General features: G+C 52.6%; 16 protein-coding genes. 6 read left to right on the plus strand and 10 right to left on the minus strand.

The genetic code is table 11. The annotated features are described in order from the left end of the window. Positions 1-2: 2 nt before the first annotated feature. Together H8B13_RS15835 and H8B13_RS15840 are read right to left on the minus strand one after the other, a co-directional pair. Complete coding sequence (locus H8B13_RS15835) at positions 3-1,229, minus strand: glycosyltransferase family 87 protein (RefSeq protein ID WP_187311789.1); 1,227 nt, start codon at positions 1,227-1,229, stop codon at positions 3-5. A 141-nt stretch (positions 1,230-1,370) separates the two neighbouring features. Further along, a complete protein-coding gene (locus H8B13_RS15840) occupies positions 1,371-1,736 on the minus strand; it encodes a MauE/DoxX family redox-associated membrane protein (protein ID WP_187311790.1) in 366 nt (121 codons plus the stop codon). Between the two features lie 152 nt (positions 1,737-1,888). Here H8B13_RS15840 and H8B13_RS15845 point away from each other — a divergent pair, with 152 nt between their 5' ends. The 5 genes from H8B13_RS15845 (at position 1,889) to H8B13_RS15865 (ending at position 7,127) form a co-directional block, all read left to right on the plus strand. Further along, positions 1,889-3,739, plus strand: coding sequence for a peptidase M61 (locus tag H8B13_RS15845; protein WP_187311791.1), 1,851 nt, complete (start codon positions 1,889-1,891; stop codon positions 3,737-3,739). A 97-nt stretch (positions 3,740-3,836) separates the two neighbouring features. Beyond that, a complete protein-coding gene (gene lptB, locus H8B13_RS15850; RefSeq protein ID WP_187311792.1) occupies positions 3,837-4,568 on the plus strand; it encodes an LPS export ABC transporter ATP-binding protein in 732 nt (243 codons plus the stop codon). Positions 4,569-4,675: 107 nt separating this feature from the next. Next, positions 4,676-6,193, plus strand: coding sequence for a GH3 auxin-responsive promoter family protein (locus tag H8B13_RS15855; protein ID WP_187311793.1), 1,518 nt, complete (start codon positions 4,676-4,678; stop codon positions 6,191-6,193). Between the two features lie 121 nt (positions 6,194-6,314). Beyond that, the gene (locus H8B13_RS15860) at positions 6,315-6,794 is read left to right on the plus strand and encodes a hypothetical protein (protein WP_187311794.1); all 480 of its coding nucleotides are present in this window, start codon (positions 6,315-6,317) and stop codon (positions 6,792-6,794) included. Between the two features lie 159 nt (positions 6,795-6,953). Beyond that, complete coding sequence (locus H8B13_RS15865; protein ID WP_187311795.1) at positions 6,954-7,127, plus strand: hypothetical protein; 174 nt, start codon at positions 6,954-6,956, stop codon at positions 7,125-7,127. Between the two features lie 68 nt (positions 7,128-7,195). Here H8B13_RS15865 and H8B13_RS15870 read toward each other — a convergent pair whose 3' ends face one another. The 4 genes from H8B13_RS15870 to H8B13_RS15885 form a co-directional block, all read right to left on the minus strand. Continuing rightward, positions 7,196-7,966 carry a TIGR00266 family protein gene (locus H8B13_RS15870; RefSeq protein WP_187311796.1) on the minus strand — a complete coding sequence of 257 codons (771 nt, stop codon included), beginning with the start codon at positions 7,964-7,966 and terminating at the stop codon, positions 7,196-7,198. A 174-nt stretch (positions 7,967-8,140) separates the two neighbouring features. Next, positions 8,141-8,521: a hypothetical protein gene (locus tag H8B13_RS15875; RefSeq protein WP_187311797.1), complete on the minus strand. Its 381-nt coding sequence runs from the start codon at positions 8,519-8,521 to the stop codon at positions 8,141-8,143. A 137-nt stretch (positions 8,522-8,658) separates the two neighbouring features. Further along, positions 8,659-10,200, minus strand: a complete 1,542-nt coding sequence (gene gltX / locus H8B13_RS15880; RefSeq protein WP_187311798.1) for a glutamate--tRNA ligase — start codon at positions 10,198-10,200, stop codon at positions 8,659-8,661. Between the two features lie 123 nt (positions 10,201-10,323). Continuing rightward, on the minus strand, positions 10,324-10,713 hold the full coding sequence (locus H8B13_RS15885) for a RidA family protein (protein WP_187311799.1): 390 nt from the start codon (positions 10,711-10,713) through the stop codon (positions 10,324-10,326). 55 nt (positions 10,714-10,768) lie between these two features. On the opposite strand from H8B13_RS15885, the gene H8B13_RS15890 reads away from it, so the two are divergent. Then, positions 10,769-11,494, plus strand: coding sequence for a 3-hydroxyacyl-CoA dehydrogenase family protein (locus tag H8B13_RS15890; protein ID WP_187311800.1), 726 nt, complete (start codon positions 10,769-10,771; stop codon positions 11,492-11,494). Positions 11,495-11,583: 89 nt separating this feature from the next. On the opposite strand, the gene H8B13_RS15895 is transcribed toward H8B13_RS15890, so the two are convergent. The 4 genes from H8B13_RS15895 to H8B13_RS15910 all read right to left on the minus strand — a co-directional run bounded on the left by H8B13_RS15895 (position 11,584) and on the right by H8B13_RS15910 (position 17,347). Next, positions 11,584-13,047, minus strand: coding sequence for a hypothetical protein (locus H8B13_RS15895; RefSeq protein WP_187311801.1), 1,464 nt, complete (start codon positions 13,045-13,047; stop codon positions 11,584-11,586). A gap of 81 nt (positions 13,048-13,128) precedes the next feature. Next, a complete protein-coding gene (gene glmS / locus H8B13_RS15900) occupies positions 13,129-14,964 on the minus strand; it encodes a glutamine--fructose-6-phosphate transaminase (isomerizing) (protein WP_187311802.1) in 1,836 nt (611 codons plus the stop codon). A 96-nt stretch (positions 14,965-15,060) separates the two neighbouring features. Continuing rightward, the gene (locus H8B13_RS15905; protein ID WP_187311803.1) at positions 15,061-16,542 is read right to left on the minus strand and encodes a DUF4270 family protein; all 1,482 of its coding nucleotides are present in this window, start codon (positions 16,540-16,542) and stop codon (positions 15,061-15,063) included. After that, a complete protein-coding gene (locus tag H8B13_RS15910) occupies positions 16,526-17,347 on the minus strand; it encodes a glycogen/starch synthase (protein ID WP_133271191.1) in 822 nt (273 codons plus the stop codon). Before H8B13_RS15910 ends, H8B13_RS15905 begins: the two co-directional genes overlap by 17 nt. Positions 17,348-17,394 lie beyond the last annotated feature (47 nt).

Below are 17,394 nucleotides of genomic sequence, written 5' to 3' on the forward strand. Positions count from 1 at the left end.
AGCTAAACGGAAAGAGAGGCAGCTGAAACCGCCTTAACAGGTGCGTTGGCAGCAGAAGTAGGCTGGGGGGCAAAATTGCGGGTTAGCAGCTCGTACGTCAGGCGTGCCCAAACGAAGATGCAGGGTACGGCCTTGAGCACGTAAGGCACTACGTAGGCCTTACGCAGGAAGCGCGGAAACAAGTCGGTGGGGGAGAGCACCGTGAACAGAATGACGCTGAGCAGGAGCACCAGATCGGGCCAGCGCCGGCTGGGCTGCAAGCTCCACCACAGCCCCACGCCCGCCACCGCAATAACGAACGTCGGCGACTCGGCCTTATGATTGAACACGACTACCCACAACAATACCGCCGCCAGCATACCCGTCCGAAACGCGGCGTGCTGGTATTGCTTAAAGCGAAGCAACGGTAGGCAAAATAGCGCGGCTCCTACCAGCACCACGGCCGTCTTGGGGGGCAAAAATCCGAACCAGGTTTCCAGCCACCCCATTACCGACAACCCGAAGGAAGCCGAATGGTCGGCGGCCAGCATAACGCCCCAGCTTTGGTATTGGGCCAGCAGCTCAGCAGGCGACGCCACCAACAGAGGCAGCAGCGCCAGCACAATTCCTAGCCCAACCGACCACAGCACAAAGCGCACCCGCTGGCGCGGATACAGCCAAAACAGTACGAAAGCCACCAGCCCAAATAGCTTCACGAACACACTCAACAACAGCCACAGCGCCGCTCTACCCGGCCGGGCGCGCTCCAGCGCCACCGCTCCCCCAATGATAAGCCCAGCCACCAGACCGTTGCTCTGGGCATTTTGCATAGAAGTCAGCAACTCAATGGCCGACAGCCAGAGGACTACGCGACGTGCTCTGGTGTCAATGGTGGGCAGCTGTTGCACCGCCCAGTAGAGGGCGGCGGCATTCAAGGCATTCCAGCCCAGCAAGCCTACAAAATTGGGCAACACAGCAAATGGACCCATGAGCAGGGCAAACGTGGGGCTGTATTTATACAAATCGTACTGCTCCACTAGGTGCAGAATGTACATGTCCTGGCCTTGCAACAGGTGGTAAAACGCGTTGCGGAAGATGATGTAGTTGTTGTAGTTGGTATACGGCAGATTGCTGCTTTTCAGAAACTGCACCACCGTAGCGGCCACCGTCAGCAGGGCATAAACGGCCGGCAAGCTTGCAGGGTGATGCAACAAACGTTGCCAGCGCGTAGACGGTAGAGTAGTTGTCATAAAGCGAAATAGAGCACTTGGGGGGGGGCAAAAGTAACGCCTTGAGATGTAGCGCGAACTTTCAGGTCGCACATTGCTTCAGCCGCTGGTAAAAATGCCCCCCAGCTTATTGTTTAACTATACGCGAACTAAAAGTTCGCGCTACAGCCGCGTGTGCCTCCACGCCCAGGCAATGAGCACAAGCTGCAACGGCAGCCGACCCCACACGAGCCACGCTGGCAAATGAAATAAGGAGTCATTGGCCTGAGCCATATACACGTTAGCGGGCAACACGGCTATAAATAGTGCCACTGTGCCCCAGGCCGCCCAACGCTTGGTTTGTCGGAAAAACAGCCCCAGTCCCAGCCCGATTTCGCAAAAGCCACTCAGATATACCAGCAGGAGAGGAGCCGGCAGATAGGGCGGCATAATGCGCACATACGGTGCCGGCGCTACAAAATGCAGCACTCCGGCTACCACGAGCAGCAGGCCCAGCGCATAGCGACTAACAGTAGTATAACGAGTCATTCTGGGGGGCAAAAGTAGGGCGCATTTAGCGTCAAACTGCAGTATAGGGAATCCGGCCCGGCTATTCTGCGTTGAGAAGAATTCGCGAAGAGCAATGTATACCTTGTGCGCTCGTTTTAACCGCTCCCTTACTTCCCCGATACTCTTATTGCATGAAAATTCTTGGTCTTGCCCTCGGGCTTGGATTAGGGGCCGCCGTCGCGGCTCAGGCGCAGCAGCCAGCTTCCGCGGGTTATCAGATTGCCGTCGATTTGCAGAATGTGGTTAATGATCAGGTGCGCGTGGTTGTGAATACGCCGCCTGTGAAAGAGTCGCAGGTATCGTATGTGATGCCTTCGGTAGTGCCCGGCTCTTACTCCAAAAAAGACTACGGCCGCTTCGTCACCAGCTTCAAGGCGTTCGACAAAAAAGGCAGAGCCCTAAAAGTCACGCAGCCGAATCCTAACCTGTTTGTCATCAACAAAGCCAAAGGACTGACACGCCTTGAGTATTTGGTAGATGATACCTGGGATGCCAAACAAGGCGACGATTATATCTTCCAGCCGGGCGGCACCAATTTCGAAGCAGGCAACAACTATGTGCTCAACCACTACGGGCTGTACGGCTACCTGGAGGGTTACAAGATGGTTCCTTACCAGGTAACGGTAGCTAGGCCCGCTGACCTATACGGCGCCACTTCTCTGGAAAAAAAGGCCCCCACGCCAACCCAAGATTTATATACCGCGCCCAACTACGTCGACTTGGCCGATGGCCCAATCCTCTACAGCCGCCCCGACACGACCAGCTTCGCTACTGGCGGCGCCCGCATTGGGGTATCGGTGGTGTCGGAAACGGGGCAGATAAAGGCCGCCGACGTGCGCGAGATTATGCGCCCGATGGCGGAAGCCCTGACGCAGTTTTTTGGGCAAATGCCGGTGCCGAAGTACCATTTCCTGATGTATTTCCCGGCGTTAGGCTCCCCGCTGATCAGCAAAGACGGCGGCTTCGGGGCTATGGAGCATTCGTACTCCTCAGTGTACTTTCTGCCTGAGTTTCCGGATTCGGCGCGCCTGCGTAGCATGGTGCAGGAAGTGGCCTCGCACGAGTTTCTACACATGCTAGCGCCGCTGAACATTCACAGCCGTGAAATTGGCGAGTTTGACTTCCGCGACCCTAAAATGTCGCAGCATTTATGGCTTTACGAGGGCGTAACCGAGTACTTTGCCCAGCTCGTGCAGGTACGCGGTGGCTTAGTAACTCCCGACGCATTCCGAGAAAAGATGAAGGAGAAAATCGACAATGCCTCGAAGTTCAAGGATGTGTCGTTCACAGAAATGAGCCGCAATATTCTGGTGCCGCCCTACAAGGATATGTACCAGAACGTGTACGACAAGGGCGCGCTGATTGGCCTTCTGCTCGATATTCGGATTCAGGAGCTAAGCCAGGGCCGTCAGAGCCTGCGCGACGTGCTGCTGACCTTACGCCAGAAGTACGGTCCCACACGTTCCTTCGAGGACGATAAGCTCATCCCAGAAATCGTGGCCCTTACCAATCCACAGATTCAGCAGTTCTTTGATCAGTATGTTATTGGCAATCAGCCGCTACCTTACGCCGAGTACTTCGCCAAAATAGGCTGGCGCTACGCTCCCACAGAGCAAAGTAAAGTGCTGGCATTTGGCCGTTTAGGCTTCGGCTACGATACGGAGAAGCAGCAGTTCAAAGTGGCCTCCACCGCGCCCGATCAGAATGCGTTCGGCCTGCAAGACGACGATGTAATCCTGGCCGTGAATGGCACCAAGCTGGATATGTCGAATGCCGAAAAGCTCCTGCGCCCGTTAGTAGAGCCAACTTCAACCGCGCCGGTGAAAGTGCGTTTTCAATCCAAAGATCAAAAAGCCCCCCAGGAGCGCCAAGCTACGCCGCAGGAGTTTGAGGTAGAGCTAACCAACGTGGTAGAGGCCAGTCCTGCCCCCACACCCGCTCAGCAGGCTCTACGTACTCAACTGCTCGCTCCCAAAGCGTAACTGAGAGAACTCATATATAAGCGGTCAGGCAGCAGATAGCAGCCTGACCGCTTGTTTTCAATACGCTGAAACCCGCCAACCGTCCTACCTTTACCCCATGATTCTACGCGCCGACCATCTGATTAAAACCTATAAAGCCCGCACCGTAGTCAACGACATGAGCGTGACCGTGGAGCAGGGCGAAATTGTGGGTTTGCTGGGGCCGAATGGGGCTGGCAAAACCACCTGCTTTTACATGATTGTGGGCATGGTGAAGCCCAACTCAGGTACCATACACCTCGACGACGAAAATATCACGAAGCTGCCTATGTTTCGGCGGGCCCAGCGTGGGGTAGGCTATCTGGCTCAGGAAGCATCCGTTTTTCGCGACCTGACCGTAGAGGAGAACATTCTGGCGGTGCTGGAAATGACAGATCTGCCCAAGAAGGCCCAGCGCGATAAGGTAGAGGAGTTGCTCCATGAGTTCAGCCTTACGCACGTGCGCAAAAACCTGGGTCGGGTGCTTTCCGGCGGAGAGCGGCGGCGCACCGAAATTGCCCGGGCCCTGGCCGTCGATCCTAAATTTGTGCTGCTTGATGAGCCTTTTGCCGGTGTCGACCCCATTGCCGTTGAGGAGATTCAGGGCATCGTAGCTAAGCTCAAGCACAAGAATATCGGCATCCTTATCACCGACCACAACGTGAACGAAACGCTCAGTATCGTCGATCGGGCGTACCTGCTGTTCGAAGGAAAGCTGCTTAAAGCCGGCACCGCCGAAGAGCTGGCCGCTGACGAAACCGTGCGCCGTGTATACTTAGGTAAGCATTTCGAGTATAAGCGAAAAATCTAGCGGTGGTTTGCAGTTCGTGCTATACCTCTCGCGTCAGGCAAAGCTTGATACGAGAGGTTTTTTGGTTGTAACTATCCGTCGAATCACCGCTCAACCCCACTATTTCCATGATTGATTCTGTCCTGACGTGGGCCGTGCAACGGCGAATGGCTGCTATCAACCACTTTCGGAACCACCCACATGAGGTGCAGCGCGAACTGTTACGAGGGCTGCTTCACACGGCACAGGCTACGGAATGGGGAAAGCGATACGGCTTCGCTGACGCCTTCGATGGCCGCGAACTGGCCCGACGTCTGCCCGTCAGCAGCTACGAAGATTTATACCCCGCTATTGAGCGGGTATTACAAGGCGAGGCCAACGTACTGTGGCCGGGCCAGGTGACGTGGTTTGCCAAATCCAGCGGCACGACCAATGCGCGGAGCAAGTACATTCCCGTTACCCGCGAATCGTTGGATGCGGGGCACTACCGCGCCGGCCGCGACATGGTGGCTCTGGCTACAGCGCTGTATCCGTCGGAGCGGATTCTGGGGGGCAAAACATTGTCCTTGGGCGGCACGCACGGCCCCAATCCTTTCCGCCCCGACGACTCCAGTTCCCGCGTCGGCGATGTCTCGGCGGTCATTATGCAGAATTTGCCCCGGTGGGCTGAGTTCCTGCGTACTCCTCCGCTGGAGCTAGCCTTGCTGGATGAGTGGGAAGAGAAAATTGAGCGTATTGCCCGCCACGTACAGCACGTTAATGTGACTACGCTGGCTGGGGTGCCTACCTGGATGATGCTTTTGCTGCGCCGCGTAACGACCTTGACCGGCGCCGATAATATCACGGAGGTATGGCCTAACCTGCGCCTCTTTTTGCACGGTGCGGTGGCCTTCGGACCCTATCGAGCCTTGTTCAAAGAGTTGATTCCGGATGAGCGTATGCGTTATCTGGAAATTTATAATGCCTCGGAAGGCTATATCGCCGTGCAGGATGAGCCTAACTCGGAAGACCTGTTGCTCCTGCTCGACCACGGCATTTACTATGAGTTTATCCCTGCTGATCAGTTTGAGGCAGAAAACCCGCGTACCCTTCAGCTAGATGAAGTAGAGCTAGGGCGCAGTTATGCTTTGGTCATAAGTACCAATGCTGGGCTATGGCGCTACAAAATCGGCGATACGGTGCGTTTCACCTGTCTGGCGCCTTATCGTATCCGTATCACGGGACGCACCAAGCATTTCCTAAATGCTTTCGGCGAGGAAGTCGTGATTGAAAATGCCGACGCCGCTATTGCTGCCGCCTGCCAAGCTACCGGTACCACCGTACGAGACTACACAGCCGCGCCCATTTACTTCGATGCTTCTGCTACGTCCCGTGGCGGCCATCAGTGGCTTATCGAGTTCACAAAAATGCCCCCCAGCCCCGACCAGTTCGTTGCCGTGCTGGACCAAACGCTGCGCCAGCTCAACTCCGACTATGATGCCAAGCGTCACCGTGATCTGGCTCTGGCCCCGCCCCAGCTTACCGTAGCGCCGTCAGGCACATTTGAGCGGTGGCTGGCCAGTAAAGGCAAGCTCGGTGGCCAGCATAAAGTGCCCCGCCTCAGCAACTCGCGCGAGTTGCTAGAAGAAATTTTACGCATTATATAAATTCATAACCAGCTAATTAAACCCGGATATGAGGATTGAAAAAATGCACGTCCTTAGTTGAAACTCCTGGTGGTGTGCAGTGCGTTGTTGTAACTCCGCTTCAACTTCAACCAGCACTCGTATGCGTCAGAACCTTTGGATTGTAGGCTTGGGGCTGTGGCTCTCGTCCTGTGCTAGCTCAGCTTCTACTGCTACTTCACGCAACCGGCTTCCCATCGGATTTTGGTCGCTTAATGAGTACGACCGCACCGGCGAGCGGCATGGCCGATGGAATGCCTATTATGACGAGCAGTACCAAAAAATAGGCACTAAAGGGCGTTTCAAACATGGCCAGCCAGTCGGGCGCTGGCAATATTACGGTCTGTCAGGTTTACTTGAGCGGCAGGAAATCTATTTGCGTCGGCCGGCTGGTCGGCAGCTTATTACCTATTATCACCCCAATGGCCGGGTGGCAAAACGTGGTCAAGCACAATTTGAAACCGACGCTACGGATGCTCACTTCTACTGGCTAGGTGACTGGATTTCGTATTCACCCAGCGGGCAAGCTGAGAAAATAGAAACGTACAATACAGGCAAGCTACAATCGGTGAGAAAGCTCTAGGTGCATTGCCTCTGTAACAGGACTTATGACCTAAGGCTTTAGGTGTTTATTAAATACGCGAAAATAAAGATGAGATATAACTATTTTAGACGGCATTATTGTTGATATATTACGCGGGTATTGACTTTGTGCAAATCTCAAACGATTAGACTTCACACTGTGCCCGCCCCTACTACCCGCTCCCGCTCCTATGTTTCCCGCCGCAACGATACTTCTGATAAGGGCGAGCTTTCTTCGCTGAGTGCCATCGTAACCATAGGGCTGCTTGGTATCCTGGTTTGCACATTAGTAATTAGCATTGGCTTTATAGCTACGCAACTTAGCGGCGGTTAGTAAACCCGTGAATAGCATTGCGCCAAGCATCTGCCTGGGTAGCGAAAACACGACCTTATATGAGTAGTTTACTCTTCAAGAAAACTCCCTAACAGACCGCCACTTTCCTTTTTGGCATTGCCGCCATTGGGCATGAGCGCCTGAATCAGTTTCTTGACGGGCATCGATTGGATCCATACTCTACCGGTGCCGCGCAATGTGGCCAGCATTAATCCCTCGCCTCCAAAAATCATCGATTTTAGCCCCCCAGCGCGTACAATGTCGAAGTCGATGCTGGGCTCGAAGGCAACTACGCAGCCCGTGTCAACGCGCAGCAATTCATTATTTAGTTGCCTTTCGATGACGGTGCCGCCGGCGTGAATAAAGGCTTTGCCATCGCCGGTCAGCTTCTGGAGGATAAAGCCTTCGCCGCCAAAAAAGCCTGCGCCCAAGCGACGGTTAAAGTGAATTGCGACTTTAGTGCCCCGCGCTGCTGCCAGAAAACCATCTTTCTGCACAATTAATCCCTGCGGAAGAGTACGTAAATCAAGCGGAAGAATGGTGCCGGGATACGGTGCCGAAAATGCTACCCGGCTTTTGCCATAGCCGCCACGGTGGGTGAAGTGCGTCATAAACAATGACTCACCCGTGAGCAAGCGCGACCCCGCCGAGAACAGCTTGCCCATCAGTCCCTGATCAGGCTCCGACCCATCGCCCATCTTCGTTTCGAAGGCAATGGCCTCGTCCATGTAGATCATCGCGCCGGCTTCGGCAATGACGGTTTCGTTCGGGTCGAGCTCTACTTCGAGTACCTGAATATCGTTGCCCAGAATGCGGTAGTCTACGTCGTGGGATTGCATAGCGAAAGAGAGAAAAGCAAAAGTTTCTCAAGTATAGTGAAATGCTATGATTGCTTAGAAGATTGAACGCTGGCTTATTACCTTTTACTATGTCAGCACTGAGGCTAAGTAGTTGACACTCAAAAAGGCCCCCCAATGGTTGTTGGGGGGCTTTCTTTGGAAGGTGATACGTTGCTATTCCGGCGATTCGGTGGTTGGAATCATCTCTTCCTCATCAGAATCAGCCGCCGCGCCGCGTGGTGATTTCTTGGGCTTCTTGGCCTCGCGGCTCGTGCGACGCATAAATTCCTCTTCTGTTTCTTCTGGCTCGGGCGTGCCTTCTTCCAGCGGAAAATCTTCGTCTTCTTCAATCTTATCGCCGAACTGCCCATCGCGGTTTACCAGCTTCTTGTCGCGCACATGGCGGTTCAGAAACTGGTTGACCTCTTCGATGGTATAGGTGGAGGTAATTTCACCCAGCGGATTGATTTTTATCTCAAAACCTTCCAGGTCTTTGTGTACCCTGGCCTTCTTTTCCGGGTCGTTTTTCTTCTTTTTGACGGGTTTCTTAGCCATGTCGTCGTCCGTTTTCGGTGTGTTAGGTCACAGCACCCTGCTCCAAAACGCAAAGGCCGCCCCGTAGCAATACGGCGCGGCCCCTGTAGTGGATGCGGAAAGTAGGGGCAGCACGGAATGAAGCCCCTACATCTAAGTTATTGTGGCAACTTCTGCACGGCTGTTTCGATGCGCTGGGCAGTTTCAGCGGGCCCGATAATGCTCATCGTCGCCATCAGGTCGGGACCGGCGCTAACGCCTGTTACCACTACGCGCAGCGCTTGTAGCACCTGCCCGATCTTGATACCCTGGCGCTCGAGTACCTGCGTGAGCAATGCTCTAATGCCGTCGGGTGAAGTGTCGGACGAGGTAGGTAGCTCACGGGCAAATTCGGCTAGTGCGGCTGCCGTGGCTGCGTTCCACTTCTTGGTTATCACCTGCTCATCGTAGGTAGTTGGGGCTTCGAAGAAGTATTGCGCTTCCCGCCAGAAATCTTGAGGAAACGTAACGCGCTCCTTCATTACGCCGGCAATCAGTTCGGCTTTTTCCTCCGAGCACTCGATGTTGTGCTCGCGCAAAGCAGCCAGCAGGTACTGCGCCAGCTCCGTATCGGGTTTAGCTCGCAAATATTGCTCGTTGTACCAACGCACTTTATTTTGGTCGAAGCGGGCTGGCGACTTGCTGACGCGCTCAATCGAGAAAGACTCGATCAGCTCGTCCATCGTGAACAGCTCTTGCTGCGAACCTGGATTCCAACCCAAAAACGCCAAGAAATTGATAAATGCCTCCGGCAGATAACCACTTTCGCGGTAGCCACTGCTGACAGTCGGCTCGCCGGTTTCGCCGTCGATACCATGCCATTCAAGCGGGAAAACGGGAAAACCGAGCTTGTCGCCGTCGCGCTTGCTAAGCTTGCCCGTGCCATCGGGCTTGAGTAGCAGGGGCAAGTGGGCAAACTGCGGCATGGTGCTCTCCCAGCCCAGATAGCGGTACAGCAGCACGTGCAGGGGCGCCGAGGGCAGCCACTCTTCGCCCCGAATCACGTGGGTAATCTCCATCAGATGGTCGTCTACGATATTGGCCAAGTGGTAGGTTGGCATTCCATCCGACTTCATCAGGACCTTATCATCAATAGCCGAAGAATGTACTACTACCCAGCCGCGAATTAAATCCTGGAAGCGCACCTCTTCTTTGCGAGGCACTTTCAGGCGGATAACGTAAGGTGTATCATTGGCCAACAGCTCTTTTACCTCATCCTCGGGTAAGGTAAGCGAGTTGCGCATCTGGTTGCGCGTGATGGCGTTGTACTGCGGATTCGGCACCTTGGCGGCCGTGAGGCGCGCGCGCATGGCGTCGAGGTCCTCGGGTGTGTCGAAGGCGTAGTAGGCGTGGCCGCTGTCGATGAGCTGCTGCGCGTATTGCCGGTACATCGGCTTCCGCTCGCTCTGACGATAGGGCGCGTGCGGACCGCCTTGCTCCGGGCCTTCGTCAATCTGGATACCGGCCCAATGCAGGGCTTCCATGATGTACTTTTCGGCACCAGGCACGAAGCGATTCTGGTCGGTATCCTCGATGCGGAGCAGCATTTTGCCCCCCAGCTTGCGGGCCAGTAGATAATTATACAGCGCAGTGCGCACGCCGCCAATGTGCAGCGGCCCCGTAGGGCTGGGCGCAAATCGCACCCGAACTTCTCTTTCCATACAAACAAATAGTCGCGCTCAGACTAAAAAACGCGGCGCGAAGGTACGACAAAACCGCCCGTTGCCGGCTGGCTCGGGCGGTTTTGTAGCTGGGTGATTATGATGAAGATGCGCCTAAAACTATCAGGCCAGAACGGCTACGCAGGAAATCTCAACCTGCACGTCTTTGGGCAAACGGCTAACTTCTACGGTTTCGCGAGCAGGTGCGTAGTCGGCCTCGAAGTAGCTGCCGTAAATGTCGTTGATGAGACCAAAATTGCCAAGGTCTTTCACGAAGATGCTGCACTTTACTACATCGCGCAGCGTAAGGCCGGCGGCCTGAAGCACGGCTTGCAGATTGCGCATTACCTGGTGCGTTTCGGCCGTTACGTCGCCGTTGCCTACGAGCTGGCCAGTGTGTGCATCCAGGGCAATCTGACCCGAAACGTAAACCGTGTTGCCAGCTTGAATACCTTGGCTATACGGGCCAATAGGAGCCGGAGCATCGGGGGAATAAATGATGGTGGGGGGCATTTTGGTGGGGTTGTGAGGATGGAAGGTATCTTTAGGCCGAAACTTACGAGAAAATATGCACCTGCTGATTATTGATGGAGCCCACATGGCAACCGAGTTAGAAACCAAGTTTGGCTCAGACCATCAATACACCTATTTTGAGATAACAGAGGCTACGGATGAAGAGTGGCAGAAACTAAAGAGAGAGATTAAAAGCTCAATCCGCAGCAGTGATGTCATTTTCCACTTTGGTCCTCACAGGTATTGGGGTATGTTTGATTTAGCTGGAAAGACTGTTTTTCTTGAGTGTTCCAGTGCATCACTGGATGAGGCGGTTTGGAGCGCCAATGATGAGCAGTTCAACCCGACCCTTTTCGGATTTTGTGGCCTGCCGACTCTGCTTAACCGACCGCTGCTGGAAGTTAGTCTTTACAACTCCGAAAACGTCCCCCAACTCGCTGAAATTTGCGCAGTCTTGGGCACCGACTATCGCGTGGTGCAGGACCGCGTGGGCCTAGTAACGCCGCGAGTGGTGTGTATGATTATCAATGAAGCCTGCTACACGTTACAGGAAGGCACAGCCAGTATCCAGGATATTGATAAGAGCATGAAGTTGGGTACCAGCTACCCGCGTGGGCCGTTCGAGTGGGCTAATCTGATCGGGGTGAGCCGAGTGTACGATGTACTGGAAGCGCTGTGGCAGGATACGCATGATGAACGCTACAAAGTGTGCCCGCTGCTGAAAACCATGTACTTACGCGGCGAGTCTTTTGATCTACAGAAATATGGAGCGCTTCATTAAATAGGAGCGATGCGGAAAGTAGTATAATGGACAGCCCAGGTAAACGGCGAAGAAAAACACCTTGCAGTCTCTACTTAATTTGATACCCTTTACTTACCTATTACTACCCTAACAGTGCGTCTTCCAAAGCATTTTGCCCAGCCTTGATTGCCCCACCATCTTGGATCAGTGGATAGGTCCCTTCCTTCAATAGTCTTACACTGCGCCGTTAGAGCTGGTAATAGTACGTCAAGCTTTGGTCCAGTTAAAAGACGATAGCGAACTTGCTGCTGCTGATCATAGTGAGCCGCTGAGCCGTTAAGTAAGTCGCGATAGGCCGTGAATACGGTATTAAAGCCCCTGTTTAGATGAATACGACTCAGCGCTACATCATGGTCGCTCCAAAGTAATACGACGGCTAATAACAGCAATAGGTGGCGAGCACCGCCAGACACTGTAGTTACGTGTTTCCCTTGCTGCAAACGATACGCGACCCATCCATAAATGGATATAAACCAAATGATTACAAAAAAGAAATAAAGATGATTTCGGCATCTCAGAGGTGGTGGGGCGTCAATTGATAAATAGGTGAGCAGATAACTGCTATAAATGCCCCCCACAAGTAAAAGAGGCCACACAAGCACATACTGTGTGAGGCGTTGCAGAACGGGAGCAGCTAGAGTGTTAGCAATGCGCTGAAAGAATGGCAATATCAGAACGCTGACAATAACAATTGAACCAGTGCCTAGCCAATTGACAAGTGTATAAAAAGTGGCTATAGTAGCAGAAAACACGGCATGAGGCGGATAAATTACTCCCACACCCACTTGATGAATTCGAATGAAATTGCCTGGTGCACTGAGCATTAAAGTAGCACCCAAACCAGAAGCCAACCAAATCGCCCACCATCCAAAAATTGTTCTGCGACGCAGTAATAATGGCAGCGTAATAAGCATAGCTGTTAGGCTGATACAAGCGGTTATTTCAGAAAATCCTGGAATCAGAAAAGCCAGCAGAAAAGCACCTGACCAAATAATACCACGCGTAACAGGCTGCTGAATCGTGAATAGTAAGCAAATACTTATAAGTAGTAGTGCTTCTAAGATGCAGGGTAGGATGTAAGATAGAGTGCTAATAAACCAATAGAAAGCTTCAGTAGGATTAGGGAGCCACAGTAAAAACAAGCTAAGTATGACGCTGCCAGCCGCCAATTTGGTTCGCAGAAGTATAGGGCCTCCAGCCAGCGTAGCCATTACTACGCCGTATATAGAGCAGGCAAGTAGTAGTATTATGCCTGCTACGTAGACTTGATAATTAATCAAGCTCTCATCTGCATGAATAACAAATGGATGCAGACCAGTTGCAAGTGAAGACGAGAATCGGCCTGATAAGCTTAGGTGAGTAGAAGTGGTGTGATTAATAAGTCCCATCTTTCGTACGTATTGGGGATACTCATAATCATCTAAATAGGGATGACAATAAGCCGCCAACAACAAGAATGGTAGCAGACAAAATAGTGCAAAGATGTTTAGCCCAAAGGACCAAGCATAATGCTTAAAAATAGGAAAGCGCATATACCTCCACTAATAATAAAATAAAAAAGGGATGCGATTTGCACCCCTTTTTACTAATAACTCACTGACGCGTTCAGTGTATTACTCAACTGTCACCGACTTAGCCAGATTACGGGGCTGATCGACGTTGCAGCCGCGTAGTACAGCAATGTGGTAGGAGAGCAGTTGCAGTGGCACTACTGACACGAGCGGCATCAGCACCTCACTTGTAGCGGGCACCTCAATGACGAACTCAGCCATTGCCGGAATCACCTGGTCGCCCTCGGTTACTACAGCAATGATGCGGCCTTTGCGAGCTTTCACTTCCTGAATGTTGGAAACGACCTTCTCGTAAGAGCTGTCTTTGGTCGCAATAACTACCACCGGCATGTTCTCGTCAATCAGAGCGATGGGGCCGTGCTTCATCTCAGCAGCAGGGTAACCCTCAGCATGGATATAACTGATTTCCTTTAGCTTGAGTGCTCCCTCTAATGCGACAGGGAAGTTGTAGCCCCGGCCCAGGTACAGGAAGTTTGGAACGTCTTTGAAGATTTCAGCAATCTGCTTTATCTCAGTATCGAGAAGCAGCGCTTGCTCTACTTTCGACGGAATATTGCTCAGCTCCACCATCAACTCGCGCAGCTTCACGTCGGATAAGGTGCCGCGCTTGTGACCCACAATCATAGCCAACAGCGTAAGCACTGTTACTTGCGCCGTAAATGCCTTCGTAGACGCTACGCCGATTTCGGGGCCAGCGTGGGTATATGCACCGGCATCAGTAGCACGGGCAATGCTGCTACCCACCACGTTGCAGACACCAAAAATGGTTGCGCCCTTACTCTTCGCTAACTCAATAGCGGCCAGTGTATCAGCCGTTTCGCCCGACTGGGAAATGGCAATAACGATATCACGCTCCGAAATAACCGGATTACGGTAGCGGAATTCTGAAGCGTATTCTACTTCTACCGGAATGCGCGCCAAGTCTTCGAGCAAGTATTCGGCCACCAATCCAGCATGCCAGGAAGTGCCGCAAGCCACGATGATAATGCGCTGGGCGTTTACAAACTTCTGCTCGTAGGCCCGCACACCGCCCATGTTCAAATGGCCGGCTTCTAGCTCTAGACGACCACGCATGGAATCGAGAATAGAACGAGGCTGCTCAAAGATTTCTTTAAGCATAAAGTGCTCATAACCACCCTTTTCAATGCTTTCAAGCTCTAACTCCAGCTTCTGAATATAAGGAGTCTGGCTAACGTCTTCCTTTGAGCGGATTTCCAGCTTGCCATCCCGAATAACGACTAGCTCATAGTCATTTACATACACTACTTCGTTGGTGTACTCGATGATGGGCGTCGCATCGGAGGCGAGGAAGAACTCGTCTTTGCCAACGCCAATAACTAATGGCGAGCCTTTGCGGGCCGCGATTAGCTGGTTTGGGTTGTCCTTACTCAACACTACGATAGCGTAAGCGCCTACTACTTCGTGCAAAGCCAGGCGAACCGCTTCTTCCAGAGAACAGTTGTTCTGCTTCTTGATTTCCTCAATCAGGTTAACAAATACTTCGGTATCAGTATCTGAGTGAAATACGTGGCCTTGCTGCTGCAAGTGGGTTTTCAACGCAGCGTAGTTCTCAATGATGCCATTGTGAATGATGGCAATACGCTCGGAGGTAGAATAGTGCGGGTGAGCGTTGACATCATTGGGCTCGCCATGCGTTGCCCAACGCGTATGGCCCATTCCGATTCGAGCATGAGTGTCTTTCTCTTCAATGAAATCAACAAGCTCCTGAACCTTGCCCTTCTTTTTGTATACGTTCAGGGTTCCATTGAGCAGGGCCACGCCGGCCGAGTCATAGCCGCGATATTCTAGGCGGCGTAAGCCTTTAATGATAATAGGGCAGGCTTCACGATAGCCGATGTAAGCAACGATTCCGCACATAGCGCGTCAGGAAATTATAGTTTTGAAAAGAAAAGACGGCCCGCCTCCGGCACAAAGGTCGTGCCGACGTGCTGAGGCCGCCTAAAGGGCAAATTGCTAGCGCAATTTAGAATAATAGACGCGGAGCGTGATGTTGTCAGCGTCGAGTACAGCTCGGTTAAGGGTAAGGGTGGGTAAAGTCCGAAGTGTGGGAGAAAGAATGAGGGTGGCCGGGCGGGTAGCGTCCGTCTGGGTGTAGATGTAGTTCTGTACGTAATTCGTAATCAGAACGCTATAATAGTTGTTATTATTCCCTAAGTCGTAAAGACGAGCTTGCGCTTCTACGCGTTGACCTTGGCCGCCAATACTATCACCTAGTATTACCCGGTCAGTCCGAAAATTATTGGTTAAGCTCTTTAATACCTGATTGTTGGCGTTGGCTTCATACAAATAAAGCCGCCGTGGCAATGGAAACAGGGCATTGGCAAATGGCTTCACCGGTATAATGAGCTCCGCACGGTTGATGGCAATGTCCTTCCGATCCTTCAGCGCCTTAAGACCAGCAGGAATATCTAGCCGAGTGCCAAAACCGACACCTTCCTGTACGTAAGTGATACCTCCGACTTCAGAAGACGTTACCGCTGCCTGCCCGTTTGTGAGACGAGCAAACGGGCCAGTCGCCGATAAATCACTGATAATCTGAGTGAAGTAGCGCGGCGCATTCAGGTTGATGCTTGTCGCGGCTTCGCTGGCTCCACGAGGCGGGCTGCCAAAGTAAACAGAATACGAGCGCCACTTTCTAGGACTAGTGGCATCGTGATAATAAAATACCACCCGCAGATCATTGGCCCGATTGAAACCCACAACTGTACCCGAGAAGCCGTTGGCTGGAGTGATAGCTACGCCTTTCCAAAGAGCATCCAGTTGAGTCTGAGTGAAGGTTTCGCTTTGCAAACCTGAAAAAATGCCCCCCAGGAAAGCTGTAGTCTGACCAGGACGCGAAAGCGCGAGCCTTACCCTGCGGTCCTGCACCGTTACAATAGCAGTAACGGTGTCGGTAGTGACGGTGGAGGCAATGCGTTGCCGCTCGCGCCGCGTCCGGTTGAGAGAACCCGCAAGGTTGGCGCCAATCACTTGGCCTACTGGGACAGATGTATTTGCGTTGTAAGAACTGCGGTCGTCTAACTTCTGCTGCAGGGCAGATACATCAAAGCGCACAGCTTGCGTGGCGCTGCCATATACCTGATCGAAGCTCATAATCATTACCGTCGAGTCCAGCACGGTGCCACTGAACTTAGCAGGTAATGAATCAGCCGGCATATTTACCTGCAAATTCAGGAACGAACGGGCCGTAGTAGTTCCCAAAGCTGCGTCGCTGATTTGGCCAACCAAAAAGTTGTCGGCTTTCAGCGTTTCGAGCGAGTCTTGCAAAATAGTGGCTACGGAAGCTTTGAACTCGCTGTAGTCAGTGGTAATAGAAGCTGTATCCGGCAGATCCACCCGAATGTCATTCGGATCGTCGCAGCTGGTAGTAAGCAGGAAAGCGGCGGAAAAGCAGAGGGTCGCGGTGAGGCGGAAGGCGCTAGCTGGCCAATTCATTATAAAGCGCGTAGTAAGAAGTCAACAGGTTCTCGTCGGCGCCCACCTGACCGATGCACTTCTTCTGGGTGTTCTGGGCATACTCAGTGAACATCGCGTTCATGTTGTCGCTGAAATCCTCGTCAGATTTTACTACCGAATCAGCATAATCCATCCCAACTTTGATGAAGCCCTCGTAGTCCGCTGATTTCAGCGCAGCCAGCATTTTGTCATCAATGTCCAGCATCTTGGCTTTCTCAATGATGTCGCCGCTGAATTTGTGATCGAACTCGTTGTTGTAAATCGTGAACACCGACTTGGCATCCTTGAAAATCGGGTCTTTCTTGTACGTCGTTTTCAGATACATCGGGATCAGGCCGGTCATCCAGTCGTTGCAGTGAACGATGTCGGGCGCCCAACCTAGTTTCTTCACGGTTTCAAGCACACCTTTGCAAAAGAAGATGGCGCGCTCGTCATTATCGGCGTGAAACTTATCGTTTTTATCCACCAACACGGACTTACGGTGGAAATAATCCTCGTTATCGATGAAATAAACCTGAAGCTTAGCATTTGGAATAGATGCTACCTTGATAATCAACGGCTTCTCTTCTTCGCCCACGGCGATGTTGATGCCCGATAAGCGAACTACCTCGTGCAGCCGGTTCTTACGCTCGTTGATAATTCCGAAACGAGGAACGAAAATGCGGATCTCCATCCCCATTTCCTGCATGCCTTGCGGCAACATCCGCAGAAACTCCGCTACCTTGGTCGTCTGCAAAAACGGGTTGATTTCCGTAGCAGCATAGAGTATTCTCAACTTGGACATATCGGGTTAGTAGAGGTGATTAAGTAAGAGGCAATAGTTTTGGATGC

It is taken from the genome of Hymenobacter sp. BT188 (assembly GCF_014333585.1).
GTDB lineage: Bacteria > Bacteroidota > Bacteroidia > Cytophagales > Hymenobacteraceae > Hymenobacter.

Bases quoted from the DNA above. Each gene is read 5' to 3' on its own strand.
- H8B13_RS15835 (WP_187311789.1), bottom strand. From the start codon at position 1,229: ATGACAACTACTCTACCGTCTACGCGCTGGCAACGTTTGTTGCATCAC.
- H8B13_RS15840 (WP_187311790.1), bottom strand. From the start codon at position 1,736: ATGACTCGTTATACTACTGTTAGTCGCTATGCGCTGGGCCTGCTGCTC.
- H8B13_RS15845 (WP_187311791.1), top strand. From the start codon at position 1,889: ATGAAAATTCTTGGTCTTGCCCTCGGGCTTGGATTAGGGGCCGCCGTC.
- lptB (WP_187311792.1), top strand. From the start codon at position 3,837: ATGATTCTACGCGCCGACCATCTGATTAAAACCTATAAAGCCCGCACC.
- H8B13_RS15855 (WP_187311793.1), top strand. From the start codon at position 4,676: ATGATTGATTCTGTCCTGACGTGGGCCGTGCAACGGCGAATGGCTGCT.
- H8B13_RS15860 (WP_187311794.1), top strand. From the start codon at position 6,315: ATGCGTCAGAACCTTTGGATTGTAGGCTTGGGGCTGTGGCTCTCGTCC.
- H8B13_RS15870 (WP_187311796.1), bottom strand. From the start codon at position 7,966: ATGCAATCCCACGACGTAGACTACCGCATTCTGGGCAACGATATTCAG.
- H8B13_RS15875 (WP_187311797.1), bottom strand. From the start codon at position 8,521: ATGGCTAAGAAACCCGTCAAAAAGAAGAAAAACGACCCGGAAAAGAAG.
- gltX (WP_187311798.1), bottom strand. From the start codon at position 10,200: ATGGAAAGAGAAGTTCGGGTGCGATTTGCGCCCAGCCCTACGGGGCCG.
- H8B13_RS15885 (WP_187311799.1), bottom strand. From the start codon at position 10,713: ATGCCCCCCACCATCATTTATTCCCCCGATGCTCCGGCTCCTATTGGC.
- H8B13_RS15890 (WP_187311800.1), top strand. From the start codon at position 10,769: ATGCACCTGCTGATTATTGATGGAGCCCACATGGCAACCGAGTTAGAA.
- H8B13_RS15895 (WP_187311801.1), bottom strand. From the start codon at position 13,047: ATGCGCTTTCCTATTTTTAAGCATTATGCTTGGTCCTTTGGGCTAAAC.
- glmS (WP_187311802.1), bottom strand. From the start codon at position 14,964: ATGTGCGGAATCGTTGCTTACATCGGCTATCGTGAAGCCTGCCCTATT.
- H8B13_RS15905 (WP_187311803.1), bottom strand. From the start codon at position 16,542: ATGAATTGGCCAGCTAGCGCCTTCCGCCTCACCGCGACCCTCTGCTTT.
- H8B13_RS15910 (WP_133271191.1), bottom strand. From the start codon at position 17,347: ATGTCCAAGTTGAGAATACTCTATGCTGCTACGGAAATCAACCCGTTT.